At 55.4% G+C, this 20,908-nt stretch carries 20 protein-coding genes and 1 pseudogene; 19 read left to right on the forward strand and 2 right to left on the reverse strand.

Annotated features, from left to right (window positions below; translation table 11 throughout):
• Nucleotides 1-192: 192 nt before the first annotated feature.
• A complete protein-coding gene (locus GT370_RS06360; RefSeq protein WP_083878430.1) occupies nucleotides 193-1,428 on the forward strand; it encodes a tyrosine-type recombinase/integrase in 1,236 nt (411 codons plus the stop codon).
• Between the two features lie 311 nt (nucleotides 1,429-1,739).
• Here the strand turns inward: GT370_RS06360 and GT370_RS06365 are convergent, their stop codons facing one another.
• Nucleotides 1,740-2,189 carry a hypothetical protein gene (locus GT370_RS06365; RefSeq protein ID WP_144052633.1) on the reverse strand — a complete coding sequence of 150 codons (450 nt, stop codon included), beginning with the start codon at nucleotides 2,187-2,189 and terminating at the stop codon, nucleotides 1,740-1,742.
• Nucleotides 2,190-2,335: 146 nt separating this feature from the next.
• Here GT370_RS06365 and GT370_RS06370 point away from each other — a divergent pair, with 146 nt between their 5' ends.
• The 5 genes from GT370_RS06370 to GT370_RS06390 are packed head-to-tail and all read left to right on the forward strand — an operon-like array spanning nucleotide 2,336 to nucleotide 5,682.
• Nucleotides 2,336-2,575 carry a helix-turn-helix domain-containing protein gene (locus tag GT370_RS06370; protein ID WP_039884684.1) on the forward strand — a complete coding sequence of 80 codons (240 nt, stop codon included), beginning with the start codon at nucleotides 2,336-2,338 and terminating at the stop codon, nucleotides 2,573-2,575.
• A gap of 14 nt (nucleotides 2,576-2,589) precedes the next feature.
• Nucleotides 2,590-3,003, forward strand: a complete 414-nt coding sequence (locus tag GT370_RS06375) for a hypothetical protein (RefSeq protein ID WP_270184077.1) — start codon at nucleotides 2,590-2,592, stop codon at nucleotides 3,001-3,003.
• A gap of 32 nt (nucleotides 3,004-3,035) precedes the next feature.
• Nucleotides 3,036-4,631, forward strand: coding sequence for a site-specific integrase (locus GT370_RS06380; RefSeq protein ID WP_270184078.1), 1,596 nt, complete (start codon nucleotides 3,036-3,038; stop codon nucleotides 4,629-4,631).
• On the forward strand, nucleotides 4,628-5,086 hold the full coding sequence (locus GT370_RS06385; RefSeq protein WP_270184079.1) for a hypothetical protein: 459 nt from the start codon (nucleotides 4,628-4,630) through the stop codon (nucleotides 5,084-5,086). Before GT370_RS06380 ends, GT370_RS06385 begins: the two co-directional genes overlap by 4 nt.
• Nucleotides 5,087-5,091: 5 nt before the next feature.
• Entirely contained in the window at nucleotides 5,092-5,682 is a 591-nt protein-coding gene (locus tag GT370_RS06390) for a hypothetical protein (protein WP_270184080.1), read from the forward strand.
• A 111-nt stretch (nucleotides 5,683-5,793) separates the two neighbouring features.
• Here the strand turns inward: GT370_RS06390 and GT370_RS06395 are convergent.
• Nucleotides 5,794-7,192 (reverse strand): annotated as a pseudogene (locus tag GT370_RS06395) (mannose-1-phosphate guanylyltransferase/mannose-6-phosphate isomerase).
• Nucleotides 7,193-7,564: 372 nt separating this feature from the next.
• On the opposite strand from GT370_RS06395, the gene GT370_RS21295 reads away from it, so the two are divergent.
• From GT370_RS21295 to GT370_RS06460, 13 genes are all read left to right on the forward strand, one after another.
• The gene (locus GT370_RS21295; RefSeq protein WP_442865533.1) at nucleotides 7,565-7,774 is read left to right on the forward strand and encodes an IS66 family transposase; all 210 of its coding nucleotides are present in this window, start codon (nucleotides 7,565-7,567) and stop codon (nucleotides 7,772-7,774) included.
• A gap of 564 nt (nucleotides 7,775-8,338) precedes the next feature.
• Nucleotides 8,339-9,070: an NAD-dependent epimerase/dehydratase family protein gene (locus GT370_RS06405; RefSeq protein WP_270184082.1), complete on the forward strand. Its 732-nt coding sequence runs from the start codon at nucleotides 8,339-8,341 to the stop codon at nucleotides 9,068-9,070.
• A complete protein-coding gene (locus GT370_RS06410) occupies nucleotides 9,067-9,327 on the forward strand; it encodes a hypothetical protein (protein ID WP_270184083.1) in 261 nt (86 codons plus the stop codon). Before GT370_RS06405 ends, GT370_RS06410 begins: the two co-directional genes overlap by 4 nt.
• Before the next feature lie 243 nt (nucleotides 9,328-9,570).
• Nucleotides 9,571-10,449, forward strand: a complete 879-nt coding sequence (locus GT370_RS06415; protein ID WP_270184084.1) for a hypothetical protein — start codon at nucleotides 9,571-9,573, stop codon at nucleotides 10,447-10,449.
• Between the two features lie 165 nt (nucleotides 10,450-10,614).
• Nucleotides 10,615-14,967: a glycosyltransferase gene (locus GT370_RS06420; RefSeq protein ID WP_270184085.1), complete on the forward strand. Its 4,353-nt coding sequence runs from the start codon at nucleotides 10,615-10,617 to the stop codon at nucleotides 14,965-14,967.
• A complete protein-coding gene (locus tag GT370_RS06425) occupies nucleotides 14,883-15,509 on the forward strand; it encodes a glycosyltransferase (RefSeq protein ID WP_270184086.1) in 627 nt (208 codons plus the stop codon). Before GT370_RS06420 ends, GT370_RS06425 begins: the two co-directional genes overlap by 85 nt.
• On the forward strand, nucleotides 15,506-16,381 hold the full coding sequence (locus GT370_RS06430; RefSeq protein WP_144052630.1) for a WcbI family polysaccharide biosynthesis putative acetyltransferase: 876 nt from the start codon (nucleotides 15,506-15,508) through the stop codon (nucleotides 16,379-16,381). Before GT370_RS06425 ends, GT370_RS06430 begins: the two co-directional genes overlap by 4 nt.
• A 41-nt stretch (nucleotides 16,382-16,422) precedes the next feature.
• Nucleotides 16,423-17,058: a DUF1796 family putative cysteine peptidase gene (locus GT370_RS06435; RefSeq protein ID WP_083878422.1), complete on the forward strand. Its 636-nt coding sequence runs from the start codon at nucleotides 16,423-16,425 to the stop codon at nucleotides 17,056-17,058.
• Between the two features lie 321 nt (nucleotides 17,059-17,379).
• Nucleotides 17,380-17,820, forward strand: a complete 441-nt coding sequence (tnpA, locus tag GT370_RS06440; protein WP_083878915.1) for an IS66-like element accessory protein TnpA — start codon at nucleotides 17,380-17,382, stop codon at nucleotides 17,818-17,820.
• Nucleotides 17,817-18,206: an IS66 family insertion sequence element accessory protein TnpB gene (gene tnpB / locus GT370_RS06445; protein WP_144052888.1), complete on the forward strand. Its 390-nt coding sequence runs from the start codon at nucleotides 17,817-17,819 to the stop codon at nucleotides 18,204-18,206. Before tnpA ends, tnpB begins: the two co-directional genes overlap by 4 nt.
• A 41-nt stretch (nucleotides 18,207-18,247) precedes the next feature.
• The gene (gene tnpC, locus GT370_RS06450; protein WP_008495811.1) at nucleotides 18,248-19,795 is read left to right on the forward strand and encodes an IS66 family transposase; all 1,548 of its coding nucleotides are present in this window, start codon (nucleotides 18,248-18,250) and stop codon (nucleotides 19,793-19,795) included.
• Nucleotides 19,750-20,397, forward strand: a complete 648-nt coding sequence (locus GT370_RS06455) for a UPF0149 family protein (RefSeq protein WP_270184087.1) — start codon at nucleotides 19,750-19,752, stop codon at nucleotides 20,395-20,397. Before tnpC ends, GT370_RS06455 begins: the two co-directional genes overlap by 46 nt.
• Nucleotides 20,398-20,538: 141 nt before the next feature.
• The gene (locus GT370_RS06460) at nucleotides 20,539-20,865 is read left to right on the forward strand and encodes a transposase (protein WP_270184361.1); all 327 of its coding nucleotides are present in this window, start codon (nucleotides 20,539-20,541) and stop codon (nucleotides 20,863-20,865) included.
• Nucleotides 20,866-20,908 lie beyond the last annotated feature (43 nt).

Here is a 20,908-nt window from a genome sequence, read left to right on the forward strand (position 1 = left end):
AAATCCGGTCAAAAACACCCCGCTTCGGCGGGTTTTTTTGTGTCAAAACCCCAGGAAAGCCGCCAATATTTATGAACCATTGGGTCATATCGGTTTTTTTCGGTTCATCCTGGTTCATTGTGTTTCAGAAGTCAGTGGGGTTAAAATGGGGTTACGAAACCCCAGCCACGGACCAGGTGTTAGAACACGGAAATGGCTCTAACGGACGCAAAGATAAAATCAGCTAAATCAACCGATAAGCCGGTAAAACTCTTTGACAATTTGGGGTTATACCTGCTCGTCAGCCCGACCGGGCTCAAGACATGGAAATACAAGCTGAGGACGGGCGGGAAGGACACCACGCTGACCCTGGGCGACTATCCCACCATCCGCCTCATCGAGGCGAGGCGGCTGCGTGACCTGATCCGCTTGAGGGCCCGCGCCGGCGCCCCCATGCTCGCCGAAGAGGTCCAGCAGCCGGTCCTTTTCAGGGACGCGGCTGATGCTTGGCTGGCGCGCCAGCGCACCCAATGGAAGCCGGCGCATTTTGAGCGCGTGAAAAAGAGCGTGGAGAGGGAATTGAACCCAGAGTTCGGACATCTCGCGCTGGCCGATATCACGCCGAACCAGGTCGCGGATTTTCTGCTTCGCGTCCAGGCCCGCGGCGTGAACGATCACGCGCACGATTTACGCCAGCGCATCCGGAATATTTTCCGCCTGGCGCAATCTCGGGGAGATGTGGATCGGAATCCGGCAGAGGCCATGACAGCCGTCATGACGCCCATCCCCAAGGCCACACACCGGGCCGCGCTGGTCCAGCGTGCTGAGGTGCTGCAGATGGTCCAAAAGGTCGAGGCGACAAGCGGCCATCGGATCATCAAGGCCGCCTTTCGGCTCACTCTGCTGACTGCGCTCAGGCAGAGCGAGATCAGGTTCGGCCGGTGGGATGAGATCCGTGATCTGGATGGGCCGGCGCCGCTCTGGGTGATCCCGGGCCACCGCATGAAGGGCAAGGAGGTCGAGAAGCAGCCGCCTCACCTCGTCCCGCTTTCGCGCCAGGCGGTTGAACTGCTGCGGGAACTAAAACCGATCACGCACGAAACCGGCATGCTGGTGCCGGCTTTCCAGCGGGGCCGCGGGCCGATCAGCGAGAACGCGCTGAACCTGCTCCTGGAGCGCGCCGGCTATACGGGGCGGCAGACGGCCCATGGGCTCAGGAGCTGCTTCTCGTCCATCATGAAGAAACGCAACCGCGCCGATTCGCATGTGATCGAGCTGATGCTGGCTCACCTGCCGCCGGGCGAGGTCGCCCGGGCGTATGATCGAGAGGAATATCTGGATGAGCGGCGGGCGCTGTTTCAGGTATGGGCGGATATCGTCATGGAAAAGGCGCCCTCAGCAGCCGAGCTGCTGGGGCGCCCCAGGAGAATGACGGTAGAGATCGACTAAACTTGCTCCTTGATGCGCTCGTCGCATCATCAGATGCCTCCGGGCACCAGGCTGAGGCCAGCGGCACGGCAGCGCCAGCCGGATGACGTTCCCGTGGTCTTAAGCGGCGCCCGCATCGAGGGATGCCCGCCGCCGATGAACATAGCCTTGGGCGCCAAGGCGCGGAGACGGCGCGGCAAACGCAGCCCCCCATTGGCAGTGGGGGCTGATGGTCGGGTTCAACCGGGTATTGATGGGCATTTCCAGGATTGAGTTAAGCTCCTCACCGAAACGCCAAACGCCCCGGCCGCTGAAGCGGACGGGGCGAAAGGCTAGGCGGGAAGTGATGAGGAAGGCGGCGGCACGACGCGCTCGACCGCCGCAAACAGCGTCTTGGCGTGCAGTTCCAGCTGCTCGATGGAGGCTGTCATCGTCATCACATCTTCCACCATGCTGTCCCATTGAATGGGATCAGGACGGTTAATGACCTGGTGTTGGATCAAAAGCTCGGCAATTTCCCGCGTGCGCCTGAGGGCGAGCGCGAAATGCTGGGTCTGCAGGCGCACCGCGCTGTAGTCGCGCTGGGCCTCCGCGTAAACATGCCCGGCCAGATCGGCCGAGTGGGTCGGTTCGTTCATGATTATGTTCCTGAATATGCTGATGTCGCCGGATGGCAGATCCGAACAGTTGCGCCGGCGATCAAAATCGGCCGGGCAATGGCGAAAACCAGCAATGAAGGGGATCTGCACTATTTTTATAGCAAAACGCAGCCAGAAATTCAATATAATTATCTGATTTTAAAAGATTATTTTTATTCTTCCGCATCCACGCCACACCTGATTTTTTTTCTCTGGGGCCCGCTCCGATCGCTTTCAGTTACGCGGCGACCAAACTTTCCTAGCCTCCGACGGTTCATCGGAGTTTGAAAATGCCCAGCGAAAAGCCTGACGATTCAACGATCACCGCCATGCCGGCGGCTATGCCTGCCGCGCAATACCTGACCTATGCCGAGGCTGCACGCATCTTTGGCCGCTCGCCGCGGACCATTCGCTATTGGGTCGCGCAAGGCCATTTGCGGGCCATCCGGATCGGCCACGCACGCCTGATTCCGTTCTCGGAAATCCAGCGCCTGGGCAATGCGCCGGCGCTCCCCGAAAGCGCTTCGTGAGCAGGCCCCGCCCTATGCCGGGTGCTCCCGGACATTTCAACCATAACAGTATCTTAGAGGCCAAAATGCAAAGTCATCACACTCAATCTGATAGGTCGAACGGCGAAGGGTTGAACGATTTGCCGCTGTTTGCCGCGGCTTGCCGCTTTGAGAAGGAAGAGATGGAGATGCCTGAGGAAACGACAAAAATCGAGCAAAAACAGGAGGCCATGCCAGCCGCCTCCCTTAGCTCGGCAACTGAGCTGCTGGAGGAGGTCGCAAGCTGGACCGACCAGACCCAGGCCCGCCGGGTAGCGCTGGCCACCGCCATCCGCCATGCCGAGCATATCCAGACGGTCTGCTCTGACAAGCGTCGTGGCCTTGCCCCTGGCAGTGCGAAGCGCTCAATAATTGCCTTTGGGCCCGCCCGCCGCGCAGCTTTGGCCTGAGCGACGATACTCACCGCAACGCTGTCTCAAGCTTGCGCTATATTCTGATCCGGCTCGGCCGCCATGCTGATGCTGGGCACCGGCGCAACCGGCTGAGCCCGGAATGGGAGTCATTATATAAGGCGCTGCCAACCTCGGAGCGCCAGCGCGGCCTGGTGCTGTTCCTGCGCTTCCTCACACTGGAAAATATCATCCCAGACGAGGTGCGGCCCACGCATCTGGACGCTTTCCAGAGCTGGTGCCGAACCCGGATTCTCCACAAGGATGCTGGCGGCATGGCCCGCCGAACCGCCGGAAACTGGGCGTTTGCCCGCGCGGAGGTGCCCGGCTGGCCGCAGGCGGCGCTGACGCGCACCGGCATGCGCGACCATTACGGCATCTCCTGGGACCACTTCCCGCAGCCTTTTCGCGACGAAGCGGAGCTTTATCTCCAGCGCCTGGCCGACGGGCCGACCAATCTGTTTAAAGGAGGGAGCCCCTTCGCGGCGATGGTTGCGCAAGCGAAAGCCGCGGAGAAGAGCGGCCCCAAGCCCCCTTCCCCACGCGCCGTGCCGCGCGCCTTGAAGCCGCGCACCGTGCAAACCCGGCGCGATCAGATCAAGCTCGCCGCCACAGCGTTGGTGCAGTCCGGCTTGCCGATCGAGACACTGCAAAGCCTGGCCGATCTGGTTACGCCGGCCGACCGCCCCATGGCCATCATGAATTTCCACCGGGAACGGCTGCGGGACAAGCTGAAAGGCCGGCAGGACGAGGTGCGCGAGGATGATCTGCGCAGCACCAATCTGGTCGGCATCGGCGAGATGCTCCGGCAGGTCGCCAAATATGTCGTGGCCCTGCCGGCTGAAGAGGTTGATGATCTCTCCGGCATTGTCAGTTTCGTGCGGCCGGAGCAGCAAGAGGGAATGAGCGAGCAAAACCGCACGCGCCTGCGCGCCTTGCTGGCCGAGCCCACACGCGGGCAGTTGCTGCATCTGCCGCGCTATTGGCAACCCAAGGACCAGAGCGCGCCCAGCCGCTCCGAGGCGGTGCAGATGATGTTCGCGGTGGCGCTCGAGATCCTGCTTTTCGCGCCGGTCCGGCGGGCGAATCTGATCAAGCTGCGTATCGACCAGCATCTGGTACGCCCTGTCCGTGCCGGGCCGATCACCGATATCTTTATCCCCGGCCGGGAGGTGAAAAACGGCCAGACCGTGACCTGGCCGATCGATGAACGAAGCGCGCGGCTGATTGAGCTCTATTTGCGCATATATCGGCCGTTGCTGGCGAAGCCAGGCAACCCGTTCCTCTTCCCCGGCATTGGCGACAGCCATCGTGACGAGGCGGAGTTTGCGGCTGAGTTTTCCCGCCGGGTCGAGTCGGAGATCGGGGCCGCGTTCAATATGCATCTCGTCCGGCATTTTGCGGCCGTGCGCTATTTGCAGAGACATCCCGGCGCCTATGAGATTGTCTCCCAGCTGCTCGGCCACAAGAACCCGGAGACTACTCGGCGCTTCTATCTTGGGCTGGAGCAAGAGGCCGCCGCCCGCCATGCCAACCAGGTGCTGCTTGAGGAGCGCGAATCGACGCGAATCCTGGCGTTGGGCGCATTTCACCGAAGTGGCGGCACTATGCGGAGGAAGCGGGCATGAACGGCAGGCAGCCTCGCCAGGTTATTGATCTCGAAGATTGGCCGCCGGCCGATCGCGCCTTGTGGCTGGCGGGTATCGCGCCGCAAACCGGGCTGCAGCGCGGAAAGCGCCTTGCCCAAACATTGCGGCCAAAGTCCATCGAGCGCGCAGCGAATGGCTATGGCTGGTTCCTGGCGATGGTGGGCAAAGAGATCGACGCCCCTGGCCCCGCCGAGCGGGTGACGCCGGAGAGTGTGGCAGCCTATTTCGAAGCGCTCCGCCAACGCGAGAACAAAAACCGGACGATTAAGACACGGCTGTTTCATCTGCGCACGGCGCTGCGCATCATGGTGCCGAAAGCGGATTTCGACTGGATCACCCGCCCGGGCGACATCCCCCTCGACACGCTGTTGCCGGACGAGATCAAGGAAAAGCCATTCATCCCCACCTCGCGCCAGCTGTTTGACTGGGGCTGAGGCTGATGGACGCCCCGCCGATGGCGCAATGGCCGGCGAGTGCGCATCGGAAGATGCAGATCTGTCAGGATTACCGCAACGGGATGATCATCGCGATCCTGGCCTGTTTGGCGCCACGACTCGGCTCGCTCGCGCAGATGAGATTGGGTACCAACTTGCTGCCGCGCGAGGGCGGGTACCAGGTGCGGCTGGACAGCAGCATCGTGAAGAACAAGCGGGCCCTGGAATATAACCTGCCGCCCCAGCTAACGTCTTATATGGACCGGTATCTGGCGGAGATCCGGCCGCTGTTGCTTGACGAGGCGAAGTACGACCATCTCTGGGGCAACGGGAATGGCGGACCGCTGCATTATCAAAGCGTTGAGACGATGCTGTTTCGCCAGTCAGAGAAGGAGTTCGGCCACGCATTTGGGCCTCATACGGCACGGCATGCGCTGGCGAGCTCACTGGCGGCGGTGGACCCGACGAATCCGGGGCTGGCGGCCGTGGTGCTCGGGGTTAGCGAGGGGGTGGTGAATGGGTATTACCGGCAGGCTCGGCAAAGGGATGCGGCGATAAAGTTTCAGCAGGATTTGGCGCAGGAGAGAAGGCCCTGAGAGTTTCAATAACTGGTGATCTTACTTGCGGGAAACGTCGGACTGCTGCTGCCTTAGCGGCGGCGCAATCATGTAAAAACATAACTTTTTGAATGAGCAAGATACTGATCTTCAGCTCCGCCCGTAATGGTCCTCGATTCTAACAATATCATCCTCGCCGAGATAAGAGCCTGACTGGACCTCGATCAGGGTCAGCGGGATCTTTCCCGGGTTATCCAACCGGTGGACACAGCCGAGCGGCAGATAGATGCTCTCATTCTCCTGGATCAACAGCTCCTCGGTGTCACGCGTCACCAAGGCACAGCCAGCGACGACCACCCAATGCTCGGCGCGATGGAAATGTTTCTGCAGCGAGAGCCGGCGGCCGGGCCAGACGACGATGCGCTTCACCTGGAAGCGCTCGCCCTGGATCAAGCTTTCATAAAACCCCCAGGGGCGGTAGCTGCGATATTGCGCCTCCGCCTCCGGCCGCTTCTGGGCTTTCAGCTTGTCGACGATTTTCTTGACGTTCTGTGCCTCGGATTTATGCGCTACCAGCACCGCATCCTGGGTGGTGACGACGACGAGGTCCTGCACCCCAGCAAAGCGGTGAGCATGCCCTCGGAGCGGGCGTAGCAATTCTCGGCATTTTCCAGCACCACATCGCCCTGGGCGAAATTGCCGGCGGAATCCTTCGGCGCGATCTCGGCCAGAGCCGACCAGGAGCCGACATCCGACCAGCCGATCGCGGCGGGGACGACAGCGGCCTTATGAGTCTTCTCGGCAATCGCATAGTCGATGGAAATGTCCGGGCGGTGGCGAAGCTCGCTTCATCCAGCCGGATGAAATCCAGGTCCGCGTGGCGTGCGGCGGTGGCGGCGCGGGCGGCTGCGAGCACCTCAGGGGCGAGGGCTTGCAGTTCCTCGATCATGATATCGGCCCGGAAGATAAACATGCCGGAATTCCAGAGATAACCGCCTTCGGCCAGCATCTGCGCGGCGCGGGTGGCGTCGGGTTTTTCCACGAAACGGGCCAGCTTGTGCACGCCGGAGAGGTTGGGCAACGCCTCGCCCTGGGCGATATAGCCATAGCCGGTCTCGGCTGCCGTCGGCTGCATGCCGAAGGTGACGATATAGCCGGCGCGGGCCGCGGCGGCGGCTTTCGCCAGCGCCTCATGCAGGGCCGGCTCATCCTGAATGGCGGCATCAGCGGCCATGATCCAGAGCACGACATGCGGGTCGGTCTCGGCGGCGAGCAGGGCGGCGGCGGCGATGGCCGGAGCAGAGTTGCGGCCCACCGGCTCCAGCAGGATGCGCGGCGCCTTCACCCCGGCATCGCGCAGCTGTTCGGCGACGATGAAGCGATGCTCCTGATTGGCAACGACGATCGGGGCGGCGAAACCAGCGCCCGTGCCGCGCAGGGCGGTTTCGGCCAGCATCGGGGTTTCGGAGAGCAGCGGCCAGAATTGCTTAGGAAAGCTCTTGCGCGAAACCGGCCAGAGCCGCGTACCGGAGCCGCCGCAAAGAATCACAGGAATCACGCTTGGGCGGTTAAAATTTGACACGTCCACAGAGTGGTTAACAATATCCAACTTTATTCCCCGCCAACCAAAAAAAGAACAACAACTGCTAACTTGAAAAAAAATTAACACAGCCGATCTGTTCAATACAATACAGGCAACTCCGATTTTTTTGAACGACTTGCGCGCCCGACATTAGAATGCCCTGGATACGTCTTGTTTCAAAAGCGTCAACCAGTAGGGAAAAAAGAAATTTCATTTCAATGACTCACTCTCAGCTTTTGCAACGCCCCTTCCTCAGAGAATAAAATGATTACGAAAGCCGCTCTATAGTAATCGTCGGCCGATCCCTGCCTTATAGGGTTTTACGCACTGGAACCGGAGATAAGCGGCCAAAGTGCTGAGCAGCGTGCTTTAGCTCGGCAGGCGCAGGCGCCGCCGCTCTTGGAGGAGCTCCGGCGCTACCTCAAGGAACTAAACGCCAGGCTCTCCGCGAAGAGTAGCCTCGTCAAGGCACTGCGCTATGCGCTCGGCCGCTGGGAGAGCCTGTGTCTCGGCACCACAAACGGCCGTATCAATATCGACAACAACTAGGCCGAGCGCGCCCTGCGCACCATCGCCACCACTCGTAAAAATTTCCTGTTCCTCGGCCCTGAGGTCGACGGTGAGCGCGCCGCCATCATCTACACCGTCCTCAAGGCCGCAAAACTCAACGGCCTCGACCCGGAAGCCCATCTCGCCAATGTCATCGACCGCATAGCAAAGGGGCATCCAACCACTTTGATACATCCAATCCGACGTAAGCTTCGCTATAATGCTCCACGGCTCGTCCTCCTCATTGTGAGGAAATGCTCAATACCATGAGTAACCCTCGATCCGCGTGACCAAGAGGGCGAGCCACCACACCCGGGACAAACATCAGGTCTTACGCCCTATACGTTTATCCGGAACTTCTCAAATCAATCGCCTCATCGGCCTGTTGTCTCGCTTAGAAAGATTATATGTCCTAATTGACACACCGTAACTTTTAATGTCGAAGCTAAGTTCGCGGAACATTCCATAACGGTGTAATTTTATATCGAAAAAGTACTTTCTCTCGCAATAAAGTTTTTTGCGGTGAATTTAGTGTTAACAGATCAAAACAAAAGGAACCCTTAGATGAAAACAGCACTTGTCTGCGGAGCGGGTGGATTTATTGGCAATCACCTAGTGTCACGCCTGAAGCGCGAAGGCTTCTGGGTTCGTGGAGTTGATCTAAAACTCCCTCCCTACTGCGACACTGACGCAGACGACTTTATGATTGGTGACCTACGCGACCAAGCTATTTGCCGGGCTGTTGTGGATCGGCGCTTTGATGAGGTCTATCAACTAGCGGCAGATATGGGCGGTGCCGGCTACATATTCACGGGCGAGCACGACGCCGACGTGATGCACAACTCCGCGACAATAAATCTCAATATGATCGACGCATGCTACAAGCGGACGATCAAGAACGTTTTTTATTCGTCTTCGGCTTGTATGTACCCCGCTTATAACCAAGAAGACCCGCTAAACCCGAAGTGCTCGGAAGACAGCGCTTATCCAGCGGCTCCAGACAGTGAATATGGTTGGGAAAAGCTCTTCAGCGAACGTGTCTATCTCTCATTTCGTCGTAATCATGGCATGAAGACGCACGTCGCACGTTATCACAACATTTTTGGTCCACTTGGCACATGGGACGGCGGCAAAGAAAAAGCCCCTGCAGCCATTTGCAGAAAGATTGCACGCGCCAAAAGCGGAGATGCTATCGAGATTTGGGGTGATGGCGAACAGACGCGCTCATTTCTGTATGTTGAAGAATGCCTCGAAGCTACGACGCGCCTTCTACGATCGTCATTTTCTGGCCCGTGAACATCGGCTCCGAAGAGATGGTTAGCATCAATCAGCTTGTTGATATTGTCGCCGACATTGCCGGAAAACGTATCGATAAAAATCATATTCCCGGCCCCACAGGTGTGCGCGGTCGCAACTCCGACAATCGACTGATTCGCGAAAAGCTTTCTTGGGCCCCCTCTCAACCGCTACGTGAAGGCCTGACGAAAACCTATGCTTGGATTGAAGCTCAAGTCAGAGCCAACACCCTCAAAAGTGATAGCTTAACATTTTAAGGAGTGATGCATGTTTTCGTTTCGTGACGGCGCATCTAAACTTATGGATGGTTCTTGTAGCAGCGATCTTCTGCTGTCCGGCTACTTGATCCAACATCCTTCTGAGCGCCGCCCACGAGATATTGCATGGATTGGCACGGTACCTGACAATCAGTTTCTACTACTTAACACTATGATTTGTGAGGGAGAAACTTTTATCGTATTGGATACTGAAGGCCGTGAGCATATTGCAACCAACGAAAAATGGACATCACTTCAGCATCGACTTACAAGCAACGGCTTCGTACCCGCGCGCAAGTGGTCGACGTTGGTCAATCTAACCGTTGGTTGCAAATTCTGGAAGCGCTTACTTCAGCATCTCTCGGTGTATTATTCGTGGATGCTGCGTGGGCTGTTGAAGAAAGCCGCTTTTGGCACAATCTGGAACAACTTTGGCGCACCAATCCTTGCGCTATCTGCTTGGTTGGATTTTATAATCCTGAACTAAATTCGGAAAATTTTTCATTGATACGCACTATCCCGAAAGAACTGCAGATTGAATTTATTGCGTCAACAGCGTCCTCTGCTTGGATCGCGCCAGTAGAACAGACGGGGGATAGGATGCGCGAATTACTACACTGTTCCGGTCTATTTGGACACTCTGTTCCCGTGATTGCGCGCGAACCAATAGATTTGCTCGATGTGTTTGATGAACAAGGGCGCATCCCGCTTTATACATTCAACATACGCTCAAACGAAATCACCCGGCTGACTCTTGAGCACGGTTGGTCGCACCTTGAAAGCGACGGGGTGTGGACCAATGCGTACCAGGGAGCGGTCACACTTCCAGTGCCAACAATTCAAAAGATGAAACGTCTACGCGTCTCAGGTAATTGTTGGCTACATCCCAACCATGAACATCAGACGCTTTCGATTGGGATCGCTGGCACAACAAGAGCGGAGTTCAAAATCTCTACGGGCGACATACAGATACTAAATATTCCTCTTGAGCCTTCTGACATTGACGCCGGAAAACTCAATCTGACTTTCAGCGTCTCTTCGCCCGGACGACCAGAAGAATTTGGCGGCGAGGATTCCCGCCTGCTCGGCTTTAAGCTACGAAGTGTAGCGTTGTTCGATTAAGCTGTGCTAATCTTTAGGCAAAGCGCTTTTTTAAATAAATTCGGGTTTGGTGGGGCTTATGAAGATTATAATCAACGCAGCAGGCTATGTAGGACAAGATGCCGGCGCTGGGGCGCGGGGGTTTTTTTACAACACTTGGTAGGAGCACTCGTCTCCGAAGCATCGGTGGATGTGCTGATCCGCCCAAACACCAAAGTGTTCGGAGAGATTGCTCACGGTGCTCGGTTCATCGAGCTTCCTTACTTAACCGGAGATGTTTTCCGTCAATTACGTGATGGTGTAACGGCCGTCATCGACCCGTTCGGGGCTCTTCCTTGTGAAGGATTCCCTAATGATATTGCTCTCTCTGTTGTCATTCACGATCTCATGCACCTTGAAGCGCCAGGTTATTTTACAGCCGCGGAGCGCCATGGTCGTTCAGCAAGTTTCGCGCAAGGCTTAAGTCGCGCTGATTCTATTATCACTTTTACTGCTGACCAAGCTCGTGCAATACGCAAGTTCTATCCCGGAACAACGCCCACTGTTATCCCGCATCTTCCATATATGTGTATGGCGAGAGAACCGGCTTCAATTCAACTCCCAATGGACCTGGACCACTTTTTGCTTTTCCCTGCGGTCAAGTGGCCACACAAAAACCATAAGACTGTCCTCGAAGCTTTCACCGCATATATAGCACGCACCGGATCGCCACTAAAGCTTGTGATGTGCGGCGGCCCATGTGCAGAGAGCAGATTCAGCTTTTTGCCAGCTCCAGATTTATTGTCATCACAGATTGTCGATCTTGGAAGAGTGTCCGATGAACTGCTTCGCTCCCTCTACTCCGCTGCGTCAGCGGTTCTATTCCCAACCCATTACGAAGGGTTTGGAATTCCGGTTCTTGAAGCAGCATATCTGGGAAAGATGGTCCTTGCTTCACGCCTTGCGGTTTTCGATGAAATCTTGGGGCCTGACAATTATCTCGCAGTGGAGGATCCCTTATGTCACCAGCGCTGGATTGAAGCTTTTAATAGCGTCGAAGACAATACTCGCGCAGTATTTGAGCAGAGAGTGCTAAGCGTCAAACAGAATGTCAGTCTGGAAAACTTCCGCAACGCATTTCTGCAGGAACTGCAGGAAGTGGGAAGTCGTTACATGCACCCATCTGGGTATTTTTCTCGCCGTTTTCCGATTGGCGATCGTGTTACCACTTCTAGAGCAATTAAGCTGGATTTCGCTGATCTATATGATACTGCTCATAGCGAACGAGGTACGCGTAGCCCAATTTTAGCATCTAAGTCTGTTGCGGCTCAGTCCTTTATTTTTCGTAGCAAATCCTCAAACCACTCCCAATGTCTTCGCGCTACCTACAATGCCTCCGCCCATTTACAGGTAGGAGCGGGTGCGGAATTTTTTGTTTGGGCGCGCCTCTTGTCGCATGATGGAATAGAGAACCTCCGTTATTCGGTAAATGACCAAAACGTTATCGAACTTTTGCCATTGTTGGCAGATGGAGATTGGCATTTAATCCGTGAACCGTTGCCTTCCGAGGGATACATCGATTTCCGTGCAGGCAAGGAGGGTCATTCTGAATCTCCTGGGTTCGAGCTAGAACTGTTCGACGCATCACTTCTGATTGGTAGTCAGCTTGCAATTCCCGAGGAGGCAGGAATTCCTCATGGGCTTACAGTAGTTGTACCTGCTGAAGATCAGTCTTCACTTGATGCTGCCATCACCAATTGGTGCATACTTATTGAAACTCTCGGAGCAGTATCGAAATCACTAAATTTGATTATTGTCAGCACCCTCGAATTAACCGCACCGGTTCTACCGCAAGACGTTCGGATATTTTATAGTCCAAAACAAAAATTAGTACGAAAAGACGCTGCGGCCACTATTGGACCTTATGAGGCAATCAGTCAGCTTCTTCTCCTGGAGGCTTGCGATCTCCCCTCCCTCTCGACCGATCCAAATTTACGAGTAATTAAAGCAACTCTATCTTCACTCAGATCAAATGCCAGTAATAGTTTAATTTTTCTAACCCAGGAAACCGCATTTTGGCATAACTTTGAACGCGGCCGTATTATCGCGACGGGAGATCGTGTCGGCCAGCCTGTACCTCTACTCGATGAAGAGCTTCTCGCTTCGTTACTGTCCGCTCCGACCAACGAAAAGAAACCTCGATTTGCAATCATTGAGACTGACCGCACAAGCCCCCTAAGTCATCACGGCATCGTTACAAATCTTTTTATAAGCGGCGCGGTCGCCTTAGGGTTTGAGCCGGTACTAGGTCTCTGCTTGAACGCAACATCTGAGGCAGAAAGTGACATTAAGGTATGGTCGGGGTTCAGTCCCCAGGTTTATTTTGTTGGTTCGGCAGACACATATGCTGTTGAATTAAGTACGTTTATCGAGGCGCAAAAGCTCACTTCCGACGATGTCGTTTTCATGCACTCTCTTTCACCACAGATCTTGTTGGGCACGGCGCGCTACATTGCTGCCAATCCGCACGACGCGCCGCGCTTTATCATGCGTTTCTTCTCGACGGCAGAAGCCATGGGTGGTCATCGCCTGTCATATGTGAAAATTCTGCGCTCTATTTTGGCGGTAAGTTTTTTGCGCAACCGCATGAGCTTTTTCACAGAATCACGAAATCTGCTTTCTTACTACTTAAAAGAAACAGGCGGAGAATTCCCACTACTCTTTAACCCACTTCATCCGAGCCTTGCTATGGTTCGCTCTTCGAGCTGGATTGATACAAATCTCGCCAAAGATGGAAAGCCGATTCTCGCCTACTTCGGTGAAGCTCGAGAAGAAAAAGGCTTTGATGAACTGCCCGCAATACTGAGCGGCTTGCTGGCATCGCCAATAATGGCGGAGTTTCAATTTCTTATCCAAACCGGCAGCAACCATCAGAACGATACACCTACAATCATCGCTGCCAAAGCGGCCCTTTCAGCGCTTCGCATCAAATATCCAGGCCGTATCAAAACATTCGAATCTGCCGAGACCGCGGAGCAGTTTTATTTCATGATGAAACACGCGAAGGGCATTATTGCGCCATACCGCGTAGAGTCCTACGCCAAACGTGGAACGGGCGTTACACTCGAGGCCATTCAGATGGGGCTTGACGTTTTCGCCCTCTCGCAGACGGATCTTTATGCCACATTCGGTGAAACCGGTCAGGTTATACCAGTTCCTGACGCCTCTTCTTTTTCCAAGGTGATAATAGAGTACTATGAAACCGGAGTGCGAGAGCAACGGAAACTTAACAAAAGTTATGAGCTTACACCAAGAGAAACGGTCGAACGACTATTAGAGTTGTCACGTGCTTTCCCCGTACAGTCAGACGGCACAATACTTTGGGTTGGAAACGATACCTTCGGAGAAGGGTGCTCTGCAGTTTATGCCGCGCAAAAACGCGCTCTGAGAGAGCTTAATCTAGATTGCCTGGAGCTCTTTGTCCCGTGGCCAGATCTTAACTGGTCTGGTGTTGACGCATCGGCCTATGATGAACGGATTTACGGATTTTCATCCGAATATCAAGCGACTGGATTTGCTTGGGTTGCACGCCCTTCCTTCGGGCCGTCACTAACTGCTGTTGTCAACGATGTTAATTCGGAAGGACCGACGTTCGATCGATTGCGCAACATCAACAGCCATATGCAGTTCCCCCAGTCACTAAGAGCAGCGTTAACTGGAAATTGCGTCGAGAGAACATTACTGAACTACGCGCATCTATATCCAGTTATTGCCGGGGTAATGCCGATCGAGAATATTGTATGCGAAACTCATGATATTTTAGCATATCAACATGCTGTTCGCCGGGGGGACGCCATCTCACTAAGCGAAAAGTTAGATGAATTTAAGGCGCTTGCTCAGTTTCCGCACCTGATCGCCATTAGCGCTGCCGAACAACGAGAGTTATCCAAGGCGTGCATAACGTCAACGGTTCATTGGCGGCTACCGCCTTTTACATCTGAAAGCAGCGAGAAGTCGACTCTATCTCAGTATTGGCAGACAGCTAATCATCTATTGACCGAGCAGGGTGACATACCAGACCAAGTCACTCAGCCTTCACCTGCGATGTTACGGTTGTATTTTGTGCGACCGGATCTCAGGCAAGTGTTCAACCTCAGCTTCTCTGCTGATCGTCTAGCATTTTTTCAATGGTTTGTAGTCAATAGTACGTCGTTTTCATCAGAAGCAACGCGCTTTACTCCTGCGCAGCTTGCTTGGCTGACCACAACTGCCTCTTCAACTCTATCGGGCGCTGCCCGCCTCGTATTGGTACATCGCCCGGATGTTCGTGCGGCGTTTTCTTCGGTGGAAGGAATAGATGCCGAGAGCCTTGAGCGATGGCTTGAAACTCACGGGACCATGAACTTGGCCTTGGGACCGCAAATCTACGCAGGCGTTTGGTTGAATTTGAGACAGATGGGCTTGCTAAGCCTACAATGCTCCTATCCACGATACTTGATTCCGGCCCAACATTTCTTGATGCTGCCCACCCCGGACAAAAGCCTCTTTACGAACGATTAGAGCATGTTGAACGTATCGATCTTATTTTAGTCGGCAGCGCTCATCCTGCGAACATCAAGTCGTTTAGATGGTTTATTGAGGAGGTGTTCATAAAGCATCTTGCCGAACGGCGTTTGAATTTATTCGTGGCAGGATCTGTTGGGGCACAACTTCAAGACTTTTTACAACCGAACATCTTCTTGCTTGGCAGGTGCGCACGCCTGACGCCACTACTCCAAGCTGCGCGCGCTTGCCCTTTACCAGTCGTGGCTGGGTCTGGTTCACCAATTAAAACAATACCCGCGTTGGCTTTAAACGGCGCTGTTACGATCACACCCCACATCGACGAGGCCTTCCGCCTCTCTGATTATGGTATCCCCAGCTTTTCGGACCCCGCCGAGTTCGCTGCTGACCTTTGTGATATGCTCGAGAATTCTGAAGTTCGAAACGCGCGCCGCCAGGCAGCAACACACTACGCGCGAGACGTCCTGACTGAAACAAGCTATATAGAGTTCTGGCGTATAATTATGGATGAACTACAGATGAATAAGGCTAACCAATGAGCCGTCTCGCGCTTTTTGCCAATTGCCAAGCCTGGCCTTTATATCTTTTGCTTAGTTCCCTCACTGATCTCAGCGAGGTATACTGCCTTGATATTAACGGTTACGGATCCCCGGAATTCCGTCAGGCAGCCGACAAGGCATTAGCAGGCTCTGAAGATCTCACGATCGTGACACATCCGCTTTCTGACCATTTTGGTGAATATGCAACGGCGCAACTGCGCTTAAACTATCGCGTTCTGACAACTACAAACATCTATTTTAACGGACTGCACCCTGACATCACTTACGTCGGAGGATTCCAACAACGAGTTCCTTCGCCTATGGGCGACTATCATAGTAAAATAGTCCTAGCTTCTTTTTTACACAGCTTGAGCGAGGACGAATGTTTGGCTAAATTTACAACCGAAACGTATCAACGTGCGGGATTTTTCGACACCTATCATACAGCATGTGAAGAGCTCCTCGCGCGCGATGAAGGCATCGACATCAAATTTGCTTCGCAATTCATTGACAAAATTCCTCGTCAGCCTGCACTGTTTTCGATGAACCACGTGAGTATCTCTCTGTTACGAGATCAAGCAAAAGAGATTGCAGCCGCGATTGGCGCAAAATGGATGGATTTTCCGATTGAGTATCTTTTAAATCCGATGTCCTCAGGGCCGTGGTGGCCTATCTATCCTGAGATTGCTGAACGTCATAACCTCAGCTACCGTACACCATTTGCCTTCAAACTATCAGACCAAGAGCCTCTGTTCAGCTTAGAGAAGTTTATTTGTCAATCCTACATTGGCTATCGCGATTTTTCCGGTCTGCATGAATCTCCGACGGCGCTTGATCTAAAGTCGAATTTTTCTCATCTGCTTCAATATTGAATTTTGATGAAAATTTTCACCTCCCTCTCAGGTAGTTTATTATGAACGAATACGATCTCATTGTATCGATCGGTGATTGGTGCGGGCCCGCTCATAACATTCGACGCTTCTTCGGAGTTGAGGAGTCTTATCCATTTGATTGGTGGATCACTCCCTACGAGGCCACTATAAAGCTGCTTAACAGCAATTTTGAGGGAATGTTAAATCCCGCTAACCTAGTGATCGAAGACAACAGTACTGTACGATGCACGACTTATGGCCTTCTTCATCATCACGATTTTGAGCGCGATGATAATGATCTGATCAAACCGGATATTGACCAGCAAATAAATCATGTTTACGCCAAGACGTACCGTCGTATTCAAAGATTGCTAGATAACACGAAGGATAAAGAAGTCTTATTCGTTCGCTCAAATCTTTGGAATGAAGGAGTATGTGCTGAAGGAGAGGAGCTTCGCGCGAGAGTTGATGTATTCTATGACGCCCTTTTGATGCGATATTCGCATTGCCGTCGCCTCGACCTTTTAGTGCTTGCGCCGCTTGAACCTGAAATTATCTCGAGGCCAACAGGTCGCGTCATTGTGAGGCCGCTTGGAGAACGTATCGGCAGTGCTTTTTTTTGGGACGACAATTATGACGCTGTTTTTAATTCTCTTGGGATAAAGCTCAAACATTAACCGTGAGCTCAATCTTTCAATTACCCACAAGTTGCATGCCGATCATCGCGCCGAGCTTGAAGTCGGTCAGACGCGAGAGCCCGCCCCACATGACGGTATTACCAGGTGGAGGATCGGTTGCGCGGCAACCGTCAGCCAGAGACCGCGCTTGTGTGATTTTCCGAGATGGCGGCCCAGTTCCAGGGGAGCAACTCATTGAGCGTGGTTGCTGGATGTCCCGTACGCATCCGGTGAATGACGGTAACCGATGCGAGTCCGCCACCTCGCGGCGCGGTTTGATTTACTGGACAGTATGCCCCTGAATTTGTGTGGGGCGATATTGTGGATAATGACGGTCCTAAAGCCAGACATCAGCACAGTCATGAGGACAATGGCTACCATCGTGTTGAGCTGATCACCGGGCGGCGTCGGCGGCGGGATTGGACGCGGGAGGAGAAGGCGGAGATTCTTGCCGCGAGTGCTGCGCCTGGTGCCGTGGTTACGCAGGTTGCGCGCCGTTATGGGGTGAGCCGGGGCTTACTTTGGACATGGCGTCGCCAGGCGATGAATGATTTGGCGATGGCGGGGGATTTTGTTCCGTTGCGCATTGTGGATGATGTGGCTGGTTGCCCTATGGCTGAACCGGCTGGACCGCCCTCGGCCCGGGATCAAGCCGTGGGATCGATTGAGATAGAGATCGGGCGTACCCGGATCCGGGTGGAAGGCGCGGTTGACCAGGCTGTTTTGCGGCAGGTGCTTGGTCTGATCGGGCCAGCCCGATGATCCTGGGCATTCCGGCCCGGCCGGGGTTAAGGGTGATGGTGGCGTCCAAGCCGGTCGACTTTCGTAAAGGCATGGATGGTCTTGTTGCCCTGGTGGCGCAAGTTTTGGCGGCCGATCCATTTGCGGGCGATGTCTTCGTGTTCCGGGCCAAGCGCGCGGACCGGCTTAAACTGCTGCTTTGGGATGGCACGGGGCTTTGCCTGGTGACCAAACGATTGGAGGCAGGCGGATTTACCTGGCCGCCGGTGCAGGACGGGGCCGTCACACTGAGCCCCGCGCAGATACGCCTGCTGTTTGCTGGCATGGATTGGACGCAGATTGCAGCACGCTCTCCGGCGCTGGTGAGGCCCTCGATCCCGGCGGAAAATTCGCAGAAATTGCTGTAATTTGCTGGCGGCACAGCGGGCCTGTTTGGTAGCTTGCGTGCATGTCGGATGACCAACATTCCCCGCATGATCCAGCGCATCTGCTGGCATTGAATACAGCCCTGCGGGCGGAGAACGAGAACCTCCGGGCCGTTGTGGCGGCTTTGAAGCGGGCCTTGTTTGGTGCACGATCCGAGAAACAAGTTGAGCCCGAGGCCCAGTTACCGCTCGCTTTGGATGACCTTTCCGGCACGCCGGTGGAACTCGCCAAACCGCCAACGCCGGCGAACGCAAACCGGCCGCCGCAGCGAAAGGCGGCGCGCAATATTGGCGGGCTGCCGGTGCATCTGCCGCGGGTGGACATCACGATCGAGCCGGAGCGCAAGGCTTGCCCTTGCTGTCAGGGCAAGCTGCATGTGATCGGCGAGGATGTCAGCGAAATGCTCGACGTGGTTCCGGCAGTGTTACGCGTAAAACGCATTCACCGGCCGCGCTATGGCTGCCGCTCTTGTGAAGGGGCAGTGGTGCAGGCCAAGGCGCCGCCGCGACCGGTCGATGGCGGGCTGCCGACCCCGGCGCTGCTCGTGCATGTGGCGGTGATGAAATTCGCCTGGCACATGCCGCTGAACCGGCAGGCGCAGATGCTGGCCGGCCAGGGGATCATGCTCGACCGCTCGACTTTGGTGCATTGGGTCGCCCGGCTGGCTTGGTGGTGCAAGCCATTGCATGAATTGCTGAGCGCCATCGTTTTGAGCGCGCCAAAACTATTCTGCGATGACACGCCCTTGCCGGTTCAGGATCGCACCCGCAAACGAACGCGCATCGCAAGGATCTGGGCCTATGCGATCGATGACCGCCCCTGGGGCGGAGCACTGCCGCCGGCGGTGGTGTATTTATATGCAGAGGATCGCAAAGGTCAGCATGTCGAGGAACATCTCGCGGGCAAAGCTTGCGTGCTGCAGGTTGACGGCTATGCCGGATATAATCGGTTGACCCGGCGCGGCCGTGCCGGCGGCCCTGTGACGCTGGCTTTTTGCCTGGCACATGCACGGCGAAAGTTTTTTGAGGTGCATAAGGCAACGGATTGTCCGGTCGCCGCCGAAGCGTTGCTGCGCATTGCTGAAATCTACCGCATCGAGAAGCGTATCCGCGGCACCAGCCCCGAAGCACGCGTGGCCGTGCGCCAGGCGGAAACCCTGCCGCTGTTCGAGACGTTCAAGCCTTGGCTGCTCGACAGGCTGGCGGAAACTTCGGCCAAATCCACGCTGGCCAAGGCGATCCGCTACACGCTGGGTCATTGGGCCGGGCTGTGCGTGTTCCTGAACGATGGCCGGGTGGAGGTGGACAGCAACATCGTTGAGCGCAGCATCAGGCCCATTGCCTTGGGCAGAAAAAATTCTCTCTTCGCCGGCAGCGCCGGCGGCGGTGAGAGCTGGGCGATATTGGCCTCTCTCATCAACACGGCAAAATTGCACGATCTCGATCCGCAGACCTATCTCACCGATGTGCTGGAGCGGATGGTCTCGGGCACGACGAAGGCAAATGCGTTGGGCGAATTATTGCCGTGGAACTGGAAGGCGGCGCAGACCCAAAAGGCCATTGCGGCATGAGGCAGGCTGGCACCCGAACCGCGCAGGCTGACAGTGCGATGGATATGGAAATGCTCGACGCCTGGCTGGAGAAACAGAACCGCGTCATCGATGGCGTCTCGATGCTCGACGGCTATCTCGCCGCCATTGTCGTTGGTCCCTCCTCGATCTCCCCAGATGAATGGTTCTTTGATCTGCTTGGACCCAAGGGCAATATCGCCACCGCGCATGGCAAAACACTCAAGGCCATTATGGCGATCGTCGCCAGGCATAACGCCATCAGCGAAACCCTCTCGACCGCGCCACAAACATACGCACCAATCTTCCAACGCACCGACGCCGGCGTCGTATTCGCCGGACCATGGTGCCTGGGATTTGCCCATGCCATGAAGCTGCGATGGAGCGCCTGGGCGCCGCTGCGCGAGGCACGCGGTATCGAATGCGGCCTCATGTTACCGATCATGCTCTATTGTGCCGACCAGATCGGCGCGCCAATCAACCCACCGCCAAACGGCATCAATACAAAAGACTACCTCAAAACCGCCTACCACGACATCCCGCTCGTTATCCCCGCAATCAGAGAATTCTGGATGCCACAGCGCGTCGCCGAAGCCTCACGGTAGATCACAGCATAGCCCGTGGGGGGCTCACATCGGTTACGAATGACGTATGCCTCCGAGAAGGGCCGCCTTCCTGGATTTTGGTGGCTGGGTCAGCCTTTGGGGAGTGTAACCTGAAGGTGGAAAGTGTCCACAACCGAGATAATGGACACAAGTTTGCGTGTGAAGCGCCAGCATAAAGTGTGGCCTGAGGCGTTGAAGCGCGAGATTGTGGCGGCATCTGGGATGCCCGGGGCTTCGGTGTCGATGGTCGCCCGGCAATATGATGAGAACAGCAACCAGGTTTTTTTTACCTGGCGCAAGCTCTGTGCAGAGGCTTCGGGCGTGACGCCGCCGCAGCTTTTGCCTGTGGTTGTGATGCCGGAGCAGCCTGCGGCACAGCCACCTCCGGCCGCTCCCCGCCGGCGCCCATGGCAGATCGAACTGCCGAGCGGTTACCGGGTGCGGATCGGCACCAAGCTGGTACCGTGATCCTGAAAAACGACACCTCGGACGCTTACTTCTTTCGAAGGAT

Source organism: Acidocella sp. MX-AZ03, assembly GCF_027626035.1.
GTDB lineage: Bacteria > Pseudomonadota > Alphaproteobacteria > Acetobacterales > Acetobacteraceae > Acidocella > Acidocella facilis.